The organism is Pseudomonas sp. CH61, assembly GCF_059429415.1.
The window spans coordinates 337,369-349,575 of sequence record NZ_CM182098.1 but is presented as its reverse complement, the minus strand read 5'-3'; the positions used below and the strand labels follow the sequence as shown (position 1 = coordinate 349,575).

The 12,207-nt window shown below is 59.8% G+C and carries 8 protein-coding genes; all 8 read left to right on the top strand.

The window, feature by feature from the left end; translation table 11 throughout:
- The first annotated feature begins 541 nt into the window (after nt 1-541).
- The 8 genes from AC5SEM_RS01495 to AC5SEM_RS01460 all read left to right on the top strand — a co-directional run bounded on the left by AC5SEM_RS01495 (nt 542) and on the right by AC5SEM_RS01460 (nt 11,818).
- Nucleotides 542-1,858, top strand: a complete 1,317-nt coding sequence (locus tag AC5SEM_RS01495) for a nucleotide sugar dehydrogenase (RefSeq protein WP_007914305.1) — start codon at nt 542-544, stop codon at nt 1,856-1,858.
- Between the two features lie 87 nt (nt 1,859-1,945).
- Entirely contained in the window at nt 1,946-3,427 is a 1,482-nt protein-coding gene (gene alg8 / locus AC5SEM_RS01490; protein WP_191629810.1) for a mannuronan synthase, read from the top strand.
- Between the two features lie 35 nt (nt 3,428-3,462).
- Nucleotides 3,463-4,632: an alginate biosynthesis protein Alg44 gene (locus AC5SEM_RS01485; protein WP_077571216.1), complete on the top strand. Its 1,170-nt coding sequence runs from the start codon at nt 3,463-3,465 to the stop codon at nt 4,630-4,632.
- 9 nt (nt 4,633-4,641) lie between these two features.
- The gene (gene algK / locus AC5SEM_RS01480; protein WP_495472027.1) at nt 4,642-6,150 is read left to right on the top strand and encodes an alginate biosynthesis TPR repeat lipoprotein AlgK; all 1,509 of its coding nucleotides are present in this window, start codon (nt 4,642-4,644) and stop codon (nt 6,148-6,150) included.
- Complete coding sequence (locus tag AC5SEM_RS01475; protein ID WP_495472026.1) at nt 6,147-7,628, top strand: alginate export family protein; 1,482 nt, start codon at nt 6,147-6,149, stop codon at nt 7,626-7,628. Before algK ends, AC5SEM_RS01475 begins: the two co-directional genes overlap by 4 nt.
- A 26-nt stretch (nt 7,629-7,654) precedes the next feature.
- Entirely contained in the window at nt 7,655-9,226 is a 1,572-nt protein-coding gene (gene algG, locus AC5SEM_RS01470; RefSeq protein WP_495472025.1) for a mannuronan 5-epimerase AlgG, read from the top strand.
- Between the two features lie 10 nt (nt 9,227-9,236).
- The gene (locus AC5SEM_RS01465) at nt 9,237-10,697 is read left to right on the top strand and encodes an alginate O-acetyltransferase (RefSeq protein ID WP_495472024.1); all 1,461 of its coding nucleotides are present in this window, start codon (nt 9,237-9,239) and stop codon (nt 10,695-10,697) included.
- A gap of 8 nt (nt 10,698-10,705) precedes the next feature.
- On the top strand, nt 10,706-11,818 hold the full coding sequence (locus AC5SEM_RS01460; RefSeq protein ID WP_495472023.1) for a mannuronate-specific alginate lyase: 1,113 nt from the start codon (nt 10,706-10,708) through the stop codon (nt 11,816-11,818).
- Nucleotides 11,819-12,207: the final 389 nt, after the last annotated feature.

Genomic DNA, 12,207 nt, shown 5'->3' with positions numbered 1-12,207 from the left:
ACAATATTTCAAGAAATTTCAGATTTCGCGATGAGCGGACAGGAACTTCGTCCGAATGCATAGCTCATACCACCGGTAACGATTCTCGCCGAGTTTGTACGAGATAACTTACGCAGAGCAGATGGCCATGTAACCAAGTTGTCACAGCAACTTGCCTAGATGACTAACTAGTCTCAAAACAGACGATGGACAGGAGATACGCACCATTTATATCCCCTACAAAGGCCATGGCCGCGCCCTTATAAACGTGCTCGCCTGAGCACCCAACCGCTTGATTCACGGGACTTTCATCCTGACATCGAGCGCGCAAGACGATTGCACAAGAGTCTTCCACAAGGAAGATCGGCTGCATAACAGGGCAAGTCATAAAAACAAGGCCTGGTTGCGCACATCTTGAGTGCACTTATTTAGACACTCGAAACTTAGTATGCCTGCACACGGCATTGTGGCGCCTGTAAGCCGCACTTTCGAGTGCACTAATGAACGCTGAACACCATTAACTCCGGCCTTCTAAGGCCTGATATATACAGAGGTAATTGCGATGCGCATCAGCATATTTGGTTTGGGTTACGTTGGCGCAGTATGTGCCGGTTGCCTGTCTGCACGGGGCCATGACGTGGTTGGCGTCGATGTTGCCAAAGACAAGATCGACATGATCAACGCCGGCAAGTCGCCGATTGTTGAACCGGGCCTGGGTGAACTTCTGCAACAGGGTATCCAGACCGGTCGTCTGCGTGGCACGACCAACTTCGCCGAGGCGATTCGTGACACTGACCTGTCGATGATCTGCGTCGGTACGCCGAGCAAGAAGAACGGCGATCTCGAACTGAACTACATCGAAGCGGTGTGCCGCGAGATCGGTTTTGTCCTGCGTGAAAAAACCACCCGCCACACCATCGTTGTACGCAGTACCGTACTGCCGGGCACTGTTGCCAACGTGGTGATCCCGATTCTCGAAGACTGCTCGGGCAAGAAAGCCGGCGTCGACTTCGGCGTTGCGGTCAACCCTGAGTTCCTGCGTGAATCCACCGCCATTGCCGACTACGACCTGCCACCGATGACCGTTATCGGCGAGTTCGACAAGGCCTCGGGCGACGTTCTGCAATCGCTGTACGAAGAACTCGACGCGCCGATCATCCGCAAGGACATCGCCGTTGCCGAGATGATCAAGTACACCTGCAACGTCTGGCACGCGACCAAAGTGACCTTCGCCAACGAGATCGGCAACATCGCCAAAGCGGTCGGCGTCGATGGCCGTGAAGTGATGGAAGTGGTCTGCCAGGACAAGACCCTCAACCTGTCCCAGTACTACATGCGCCCAGGTTTCGCCTTCGGCGGTTCGTGCCTGCCGAAAGACGTGCGCGCCCTGACCTACCGCGCCGGTTCGCTGGACGTCGAAGCACCGCTGCTCAACTCGCTGATGCGCAGCAACGAATCGCAAGTGCAGAACGCCTTCGACATCGTTGAAAGCCACGACAAACGCAAAGTCGCCCTGCTCGGTCTGAGCTTCAAGGCCGGTACCGACGACCTGCGCGAAAGCCCGCTGGTAGAGCTGGCCGAGATGCTGATCGGCAAGGGTTACGACCTGAGCATCTACGACAGCAACGTCGAGTACGCCCGTGTTCACGGCGCGAACAAGGACTACATCGAGTCGAAGATCCCCCACGTTTCGTCCCTGCTCAACGCGGACTTCGATTCGGTGATCGACAACTCCGACGTGATCATCCTCGGCAACCGCGACGAGAAATTCCGCCCGTTGGCCCAGCAAGCGCCGCACGGCAAGCAGGTCATCGACCTGGTCGGCTTCATGGCCAAAGCCACCGACGCTGGCACCCGTACCGAGGGTATCTGCTGGTAATGCAGACCTAAGCGACAAGCTCCGAGCTGCATTACTTGCAGCTCGAAGCTTGCAGCTTGAAGCCTCCCTTACCTTCGGATGACGCTGATGAGCAAGCTCAAACATTTTTTTCTGCAATCAGCCGGCTGGCTTTTTTATCTCAGTCTGCTGATGGGCCTGGCCTTGATGCTGCCCACGTCCACATTCGACTCCGAGTCGAAGGACTTCATTTTCCTGATTGGCGCCGTGGGTATCTGGCGCTACTCGATGGGTGCAACGCACTTTGTGCGCGGCATGATTTTTCTCTACATCGTCTACCCGCACCTGCGCCGCAAAGTGCGCAAGCTGGGTAAAGCGGCGGACCCGTCGCATGTGTTCCTGATGGTCACCAGTTTCCGTATCGACGCGCTCACCACCGCGCAGGTCTACAGCTCGGTGATCCGAGAAGCCATCGACTGCGAACTGCCGACCACCGTGGTCTGCTCGATCGTGGAAATGTCCGATGAGCTGCTGGTCAAGGCACTGTGGGCGCGGATGAATCCGCCAGAACGCGTGAAGCTCGACTTCGTGCGCATTCCCGGCACCGGCAAACGTGATGGCCTGGCCTACGGTTTCCGCGCGATCTCCCGTCACCTGCCGGACGACCGCGCCGTGGTAGCCGTGATCGACGGCGACACCGTGCTCGGCGAAGGCACCGTGCGCAAGACCGTGCCGTGGTTCCAGCTGTTCGGCAACGTCGGCGGCCTGACCACCAACGAGTTCTGCGAAGTGCGCGGCGGCTACATCATGAGCGAATGGCACAAGCTGCGTTTCGCCCAGCGCCACATCAACATGTGCTCGATGGCCCTGTCCAAACGCGTGCTGACCATGACCGGTCGGATGTCGGTGTTCCGCGCCACCGTGGTGACCAACCCGGAATTCATCGCCGATGTGGAAAGCGACTCGCTGCAACACTGGCGTCTGGGCCGCTTCAAGTTCTTGACCGGCGACGACAAGTCGAGCTGGTTCAGCCTGATGCGCCTCGGTTATGACACCTTCTACGTGCCTGACGCGGCGATCAACACCGTTGAACACCCGCCGGAAAAAAGCTTCATCAAGGCCAGCCGCAAACTGATGTTCCGCTGGTACGGCAACAACCTGCGGCAGAACTCGCGAGCACTGGGCCTGGGTGTGAAACGCCTCGGCGCCTTCACCTCGGTGGTGCTGTTCGACCAACGCGTGTCGATGTGGACGTCCTTGCTCGGCCTGACCGTGGCGATCATCGCCAGCTTCAAATACGGCACCGCGTTCATCCTCGTTTACCTGCTGTGGATCGGCATCACCCGCCTGATTCTGACCCTGCTGTTGTCGTGTTCCGGTCACCGCATCGGCCCGGCTTACCCGGCGATTCTTTATTACAACCAGATCGTCGGCGCGCTGGTGAAGATCTACGTGTTCTTCCGCCTCGACCAACAATCCTGGACGCGCCAACCCACATCCCTGACCCGTGATCTCGCCAGCTTTCAACGTTGGTTCAACACCTGGTCGTCTCGGACCATGACCTTCTCCGCCGGCAGCATTTTCGTCGCCGTGCTGCTGATGATGGTCTGACCCGCCCCTATTGAATTAACAAGGAAATCGCCCCTATGAATACCGCCGTCAACGCCAACGTAGTGCATGAATCCGAAGCCCAGCGCCAACACGCCCGTGTGAAAATCCCGGCCAAACTGCGCTTCTTCGGTCCCGACCGGACCCCGGTAGAAGCGCGGGTGCTCGACCTGTCCGCCGGTGGTCTGGCGTTCAACGCCGGGCAGATGCCGCTGACCATCGGCGAGGTGTACAAGGCGCGTCTGCAATTCGTCATCGACAACCTCGGCCTGGCGATGGACGTTGAACTGCAAGTGCGTTCCTACGACCGCCAGACCGGCCGCGTCGGCTGCCAGTTCCAGAACCTCGAGCAGCAGGACATTTCCACCCTGCGCCACTTGATCACTTCACACCTGGCCGGCGACATCGTCAGCATCGGCGAAGTGCTGGCAACGCTGCAGCGCGACAACTTCACCAAAGCGCGCAAGGTCAAGGACGGCGGCTCCGGCATGACCCCGTTCGGTCGCTTGAAGGCCGTGACCTTCAGCGCCGGCATCTTCGCGGTCGGCCTGGTCGCGGCGGGGTTCATTTTCAAATCGGTGTACGGCATGTACTTCGTCAGCCACGCGCAGGCCGGTCTGGTCAGCGTGCCGGGGATGAACATCACCATGCCGCGCGACGGCACCGTGCAGAGCCTGGTCAAGTCCGACGGCGTTGCGGCCAAAGGCGCGCCACTGGCGACCTTCAGCACCAGCATGCTCGACGTGCTCAAGGGCCATCTGGAAGAAGATCAACTGTCCCCGGCCAAGGTTGAAGAACTGTTCGGCAAACAAATGACCGGCACCCTGACCTCGCCATGCGATTGCACCGTGGCCCAGCAACTGGTGGCGGACGGTCAGTACGCGAGCAAGGGTGACGTGATCTTCCAACTGGTACCGCGCAACACCCAGGCCACCGTTGATGCGCGCTTCTCCTATCGCCAGTTCGGCGACGTGCGTCCGGGCACCCCGGTGAGCTTCCAGATTGCCGGCGAAGACAAGACCCGCACCGGCAAGATCGTCAGCAGCACCAGCCTGAAGAGCGCCGACCTGTCCTCCGACATCCGCGTGCAGATCCAGCCTGACGAGCCGCTCGACAGCAGCCTCGCCGGCCGCCCGGTGGAAGTGAACAGCGACCGTGGCCCGAACCTGAACTGGCTGATCGACAAAGCCATGGCTGCCGGTCTTTAAGTCGAGGACATGCCTGTGACTACTCCTATCTTCAACACACCGCCGACCCTGTGGGAGCGAGCCTGCTCGCGAAAGGGTCAGCACGGTTTGTCTGATGTACCGAGTCGACTGCTTCGCGAGCAGGCTCGCTCCCACATGGGACTAGTGGTGTGCTCGCTGGCTTTGGCAGTCTCTCTGGCCGGTTGCGCCGGCCTGCCCGATCAGCGTCTGGCCAACGAAGCGCTCAAGCGTGGCGACACCGCCACCGCCGCGCAGAACTATCAGCAACTGGCCGATCTCGGTTACAGCGAAGCGCAAGTCGGCCTCGCCGATATCCAGGTCGACAGCCGCGACCCTGCGCAAATGAAACAGGCCGAAGCGACTTACCGCGCTGCTGCCAGTGTTTCGCCGCGCGCTCAGGCCCGTCTCGGCCGTTTGCTGGTGGCCAAACCGGGTTCCACCGAAGCCGAGCACCACGAAGCCGAAACCCTGTTGAAAAAAGCCGCCGCCAATGGCGAAGGCAATACGTTGATCCCGCTGGCGATGCTCTATCTGCAATACCCGCACAGCTTCCCGAACATCAACGCGCAGCAGCAGATCGATCAGTGGCGCAAATCCGGTTACCCGGAAGCAGGTCTGGCGCAAGTGCTGCTGTATCGCACTCAGGGTACTTACGACCAGCACCTGGATGACGTGGAAAAAATCTGCAAAGCCGCGCTCAACACCACCGACATCTGCTACGTCGAACTGGCCACGGTTTATCAGAAACGTGCCCAGCCAGAACAGCAAGCCGAGCTGATCAAGCAGATGCAGGCCGGTTACAGCCGTGGCACCGTCACTGCACAGCGCGTCGATTCTGTAGCCCGTGTACTGGCCGATTCGACCCTGGGCAAGACCGACGAAAAAACCGCTCAGTCGCTGCTCGAACCGATTGCTCCCGGCTACCCGGCGTCGTGGGTGACCCTCGCGCAATTGCTCTACGACTACCCGGAACTGGGTGACGTCGACCAGATGATGAAGTACCTCGACAACGGCCGCGCCGCCGACCAGCCGCGCGCCGAGCTGTTGCTGGGCAAGCTCTACTACGAAGGCAAAATGGTCCCGGCCGACGCCAAAGTCGCCGAAGAACATTTCCAGAAAGCCGTTGGCCGCGAAGTCGCCGCCGACTACTACCTCGGCCAGATCTATCGCCGTGGCTACCTCGGCAAGGTCTACCCGCAGAAGGCTCTCGACCACTTGCTGACCGCTGCGCGCAACGGCCAGAACAGCGCCGACTTCGCCATCGCGCAACTGTTCTCCCAAGGCAAGGGCACCAAGCCCGATCCGCTCAACGCCTACGTGTTCAGCCAACTGGCCAAGGCGCAAAACACCCCGCAAGCCGATGAGCTGGCGACCACCCTCGCCGCGCAACTGCCGCCCGAGCGTCTCGCCGAAGCGCAACGTCTGCTGCAACAAGAGCAAGCCAGCCGTGGCGCTCTGAACCCGAACACGCTGCAACTGCACGCCCTGCAAGAAGAAGACGGCGAGGAAAAACTATGAAGCTGAATCCATTCGTGAAGGCCGGCATTGGCCTTTCGTTCGCGCTGATCTGGTCTTGCCCGACACTGGCCGCGATGACTGAAACCAAGAACTTCGGCCTCGAAGTGAAAGTCACCGGCCAGTCCGAAGATGACCGTGACCTCGGCACCGCCGGTGGCGGCGACGTCAATGGCGTCGGCCTCGACCTGCGTCCATGGATCTACGGCGAAAGCGGCGCGTGGAGCGCCTACGCCATGGGTCAGGCCGTGACCTCGACCGACATCATCGAAACCGACACCCTGCAACAATCCGACGGCGAACAAGCCACCGACAACAGTGATCGCAAAACCAAGAAAAACTACCTGGCAATGCGTGAGTTCTGGGTCGGCTACAGCGGCCTCACCCCGTACCCGGGCGAGATGCTCAAGTTCGGTCGCCAGCGTCTGCGTAATGACGACGGCCAGTGGCGCGACACCAACATCGAAGCGCTGAACTGGACCTTCGACACCACCCTGTTGCGCGCCAACGCCGGTGTTGCCGAACGCTTCAGCGAATACCGCACCGACCTGAAAGAGCTGGCGCCGAAAGACAAGGATCGCCTGCACGCCTACGCCGATGCGGCCTATCAGTGGACGCCGGGCAACTGGGTCGGCATTCGCGGTCATCACACCCACGATGACGGCAAACTCGATTACGCCGAGCCGGGTGTTCCGCGCGACTCGCTGGACAAGACCGAGAACGGCGACATCAGCTGGATCGGCCTGACCGCTGACAGCGACGCCTACAACTGGCGCAACACCAACACCGTCAACTACTGGGGCAGCATCACCGGCATGAGCGGTGACCGCGACACGGTCAACGCGCTGAACGCCGATGGTTCGCGCCCGGCGCAAGCCAAGCGCAGCGATGACGTCAACGGCTGGGCCACCGACATCGGTGTGCGCCTGCGCCTCGATCCGCAATGGCAAGTCGGCGGTGCCTATGCCCGCGCCAGCGCCGATTACGAACAGAACGGTCTGGAGAGCAACCGCTCCAACTACACCGGTACGCGCTCGCGTGTGCACCGTTTCGGCGAAGCGTTCCGTGGCGAAATGAACAACATGCAGACCGCGACCCTGTTCGGTTCGTGGATGGTCAACGACGAGTACGACGCCAGCCTGATCTACCACAAGTTCTGGCGTGTCGACGGCAACAAGCCGGTGGGCAGCAACGGCATCAACGCCGTGGAAAACAACACCGACGACGCCACCGGCGCGATCCTCTCCAGCACCTCGCTGCCGCTTGAAGACGGCAACAAGGACCTTGGTCAGGAGATGGACCTGGTCGTCACCAAGTACTTCAAGCAAGGCCTGTTGCCGGCGGCGTTGAGCCAGTCGATCGACGAGCCTTCGGCCCTGGTGCGCTTCCGTGGCGGTGTGTTCAAACCGGGCGATGCCTACGGCAAGCAGGTTGATTCGTACATGCACCGCGCGTTCATCGACGTGATCTGGCGCTTCTGATGCAAACCGCCAAGGGAGTGCCCGACATGATCAGCACCAGGATAGGCTCACTCAGCCTGCTGGCCGGCGCGATGCTGCTGGCCAGCGCTGGCGCCTTCGCGACTGTGGAGCCGGTTAAGCCGGTGACCACCGCGAAAGAGCTGCAACAAGCCAAGACGTATACCGTCAGCAGCGCACCCACCGAGGCGCTGAATCTGGCCGCGCCGAAACTGCCGGACATTTCCGGCTACACCGCAGAAGCCGCCGCCGCGAAGATCAACCGCAGCAAAGCGGGCAAGATCAGCGTGCGCCGGATGATGCAGGAAGACGCGCTGAAGGACTTTATCGGCGGCGACAACAAGATGGCCGAATGGGTGGTGCGTCAGCACGGTATCCCGCAGGCGATCTTCGTCGATGACGGCTACATGAACCTCAAGGATCTGGCGCAGAAACTGCCCAAGCAGTATTTCAGCGAGACCGCGCCGGGCGTGTACCTGTCGAAGCTGCCGATCGTGGTTGGCCGTAAAGGCATCCTCGAAATCGACGGCCAGACCCAGGAACTGCGCCTGTCGCAAGAGGCCGGTGCGTTCATGGTCAACGACGGCCAGCTGTTCGTGCGTGACACCAAAGTCACCGGCTGGCGCGAAAAGGAAAACGGCCCGGCGACCTTCCGTTCGCCGAAGGAATTCCGTCCGTTCCTGCTCGCTTGGGGTGGCACCGAGACCTACATCGTCAACAGCAAGATGGCCAGTTTCGGCTACGCCAACAGTAAGTCGTACGGGGTGAGTATTTCCCAGTACACGCCGAACATGGCCAAGGTCCTCAAGCGTCCTGAACCGACTGGCTGGATCGTCGGCTCCGAGTTCTCCGACATGTGGTACGGCTTCTACTGCTACGAGACCCGCGACTTCGTGGTCAAGGGCAACACCTACAAAGACAATATCGTCTACGGCATCGACCCGCACGACCGTTCCCACGGCCTGATCATTGCCGAAAACACCGTGCACGGCACGAAGAAGAAGCACGGGATCATTATTTCCCGTGAGGTCAACGACAGCTTCATCTTCAACAACAAGAGCTTCGACAACCACCTGTCGGGCCTGGTGATCGACCGTAACAGCGTCAACAACATCATTGCCTACAACGAGATCTACAAGAACCACACCGACGGCATCACCCTCTACGAGTCCGCCGACAATTTGCTGTGGGGCAACAAAGTCATCAGCAACAAGCGCCACGGCATCCGCATTCGTAACAGCGTGAACATCCGCCTCTACGAAAACGTCGCCATGGCCAACGGTTTGACCGGCGTCTACGGCCACATCAAAGACCTCACCGACACCGACCGTGACATCAAGCTCGACCCGTTCGATGCGCAGGTGTCGCTGATCGTCGTTGGCGGTGAACTGGCGGCCAACGGCAGCGGCCCGCTGTCGATCGATTCACCGTTGAGTGTCGAGCTGTATCGCGTGTCGATGCTGGCGCCGACCAAATCCAGCGGCATCAGCTTCAACGGCATCCTCGGCGAGCGCCAGGATGAAATTCTCGACCTGCTGGTGCGCCAGCAGAAAGCCGTGCTGATCGACCCTGTCGAACGCCAGACCGAAATGCGGGACTGAGGATAATTTTATGCACCCACACTTGATCAGATTACTCAGCCTGTCGGCCCTGACCGTGGGCATTCTCGCGGTCAGCAACGGCGCGCGCGCCGATGAAGGCGCCGCTGCCACGCCGCCAAAATTCAGCGCCGAACCGTGCTGCAACCTGTGCCCGGCCGCCCATGACGCGAAGAACTACACCACGCGTTATCAGCAGAACTTCACCACGTTGGTGCAGGCCCAGGGCGACTGGTTGTTCCGGACTCAGGAAGATCTGCGTACCGAGTTCAACACCACCCCGGCCGGCTACAAACGCCTGCAACAACTGCACGATGCGTTCAAGGCCAAAGGCGTTGAGTTGGTGATCGTCTATCAGCCAACCCGTGGCCTGGTGAACCGCAACAAGCTCAACCCGCAGGAAAAAGCCGCGTTCGATTATGAGAAAGCGCTGGGCAACTACAAGACCATGCTCGGCCGTTTTGCCAAGATGGGTTACGTGGTGCCGGACCTGTCGCCGCTGACCAACGAGTCGCTGCCAGACACCCTGCCCGCCCACGATTTCTACTTCCGTGGCGACCAACACTGGACGCCATACGGTGCACAGCGCACGGCGAAAATCGTCGCCGAGAAGGTCAAGCAGATCCCGGCTTTCGCCGACGTGCCCAAGCGTGAATTCGAGACCAAGCGCTCCGGGCGCATGGGCAAGACCGGCACCCTGCACAACATGGCCGGGCAACTGTGCGGCACCAGTTACGCGATCCAGTACATGGATCAGTTCACCACCGAGCCTAAGGGCGAGGCCGGTGATGGCGACCTGTTTGGTGATTCCGGCAACCCGCAAATCACCCTCGTCGGTACGTCGCACAGCGGCAAGAACTACAACTTCGCCGGCTTCCTCGAAGAAGCCATCGGCGCCGACATTCTCAACGTCGCCTTCCCCGGCGGTGGTCTGGAAGGTTCGATGTTGCAGTACCTGGGCAGCGACGAATTCCAGAAGACTCCGCCGAAAATTCTCATCTGGGAATTCTCGCCGCTGTACCGCCTCGATCAGGAAACCATCTATCGCCAGATGATGTCTCTTCTCGACAACGGCTGCGAAGGCAAAGACGCGCAAATGTCCGCGAGCACTACGCTCAAGCCGGGCAGCAAACAAGAACTGCTGGTCAACAGCAAGAACCTGAACCTGCAGAACAGCAGCCATCAGGTCGACATCCGCTTCGCCGACCCTTCGGTGAAAACCCTGCAAGCCACCCTCTGGTACATGAACGGTCGCCACGAGGACATCAAGATCGAGAAACCGGAAACCTCCGACACCGACGGTCGTTTCGCCTTTGAGTTGCGCACGGACGAAGACTGGGCCTCGCAAAACCTGCTGGCGGTCGAAGTCCAGGGCCCGGAAGCGGGCACCGCGCCACAGAAAGTCGAAGCGAAAATCTGCAAACGCAACGTATTCCCGGGCGCTGGGCAACAAACCGCTCAGGTCGGGCAATGAGGTCTGCTATGCGAAACTCGAAACTGAAAACTCTGTTAGCGCCAACGCTGCTCGGGCTGGCGATGTTCGCCGGGGCGACTCAGGCCGCCGCGCCACTGCGTCCACCTCAGGGCTATTTCGCGCCTGTGGATAAATTCAAGACCGGTGACAAAAGCGAAGGCTGCGATGCGATGCCGACGCCGTACACCGGGCCGCTGCAATTTCGCAGCAAATACGAAGGTTCGGACAAGGCCCGCGCAACGCTGAACGTGCAGTCGGAAAAGGCCTTTCGCGACACCACCAAAGACATCACCACGCTGGAACGCGGCACCGCCAAACGGGTGATGCAGTTCATGCGCGACGGTCGCCCGGAGCAGCTCGATTGCACGCTGAACTGGCTGACCGCGTGGGCCAAGGCCGATGCGTTGATGTCGAAAGACTTCAACCACACCGGCAAGTCGATGCGCAAATGGGCGCTGGGCAGCATGGCCTCTTCGTACATTCGCCTGAAGTTCTCCGACTCGCACCCGCTGGCCCAGCATCAGCAGGAAGCGCAGTTGATCGAGGCGTGGTTCAGCAAAATGGCCGATCAGGTGGTCAGCGACTGGGACAACCTGCCGCTGGAAAAAACCAACAACCACTCCTACTGGGCTGCATGGTCGGTGATGGCGACGTCGGTCGCGACCAACCGCCGCGACCTGTTTGACTGGGCAGTGAAGGAATACAAGGTTGGCGTCAATCAAGTCGATGCCGACGGCTTCCTGCCGAACGAACTCAAGCGTCAGCAACGCGCTCTTGCCTATCACAACTACGCCCTGCCGCCGCTGGCGATGATTGCCAGTTTCGCCCAGGTCAACGGGGTTGATTTGCGTCAGGAAAACAATGGCGCGCTGAAACGTCTCGGTGATCGGGTGTTGTCCGGGGTGAAAGACCCGGATGAATTCGAGAAGAAGAACGGCAAAGAGCAGGACATGACTGACCTGAAAGAGGACATGAAATTCGCTTGGCTCGAACCGTTCTGCACGCTCTACACCTGTGCGCCGGATGTCATCGAGAAGAAGCACGGCATGCAGCCGTTCAAGACTTTCCGCCTGGGTGGCGACCTGACCAAGGTCTACGACCCGTCACATGAAAAGGGCTAAAAGCCCCTCACCCTAACCCTCTCCCAAAGGGAGAGGGAACTGACCGAGGTGGCTGCGCGAGTTACGCCGAAATGAAATACCGAGTCGATCTCAGGTGTTGAAAAACAACCGAGATCAGGCTGCACAGAAATACCGAGTCGATCTCCATTTTTGAAAAACATGGAGATCAGGCCCCCTCTCCCTCCGGGAGAGGGGACTGACCGAGGTGGCTGTGCGAGTTACGCCGAAATGAAATACCGAGTCGATCTCAGGCTTTGAAAAACAACCGAGATCAGGCTGCACAGAAATACCGAGTCGATCTCAGGCTTTGAAAAAAACGAGATCAGGCTGCAAGGAAATACCGAGTCGATCTCCATTTTTGAAAAACATGGAGATCAGGCTCCCTCTCC

Coding starts and splice junctions, on each gene's coding strand:
- AC5SEM_RS01495 (WP_007914305.1), top strand. CDS start 542: ATGCGCATCAGCATATTTGGTTTGGGTTACGTTGGCGCAGTATGTGCC.
- alg8 (WP_191629810.1), top strand. CDS start 1,946: ATGAGCAAGCTCAAACATTTTTTTCTGCAATCAGCCGGCTGGCTTTTT.
- AC5SEM_RS01485 (WP_077571216.1), top strand. CDS start 3,463: ATGAATACCGCCGTCAACGCCAACGTAGTGCATGAATCCGAAGCCCAG.
- algK (WP_495472027.1), top strand. CDS start 4,642: ATGCCTGTGACTACTCCTATCTTCAACACACCGCCGACCCTGTGGGAG.
- AC5SEM_RS01475 (WP_495472026.1), top strand. CDS start 6,147: ATGAAGCTGAATCCATTCGTGAAGGCCGGCATTGGCCTTTCGTTCGCG.
- algG (WP_495472025.1), top strand. CDS start 7,655: ATGATCAGCACCAGGATAGGCTCACTCAGCCTGCTGGCCGGCGCGATG.
- AC5SEM_RS01465 (WP_495472024.1), top strand. CDS start 9,237: ATGCACCCACACTTGATCAGATTACTCAGCCTGTCGGCCCTGACCGTG.
- AC5SEM_RS01460 (WP_495472023.1), top strand. CDS start 10,706: ATGCGAAACTCGAAACTGAAAACTCTGTTAGCGCCAACGCTGCTCGGG.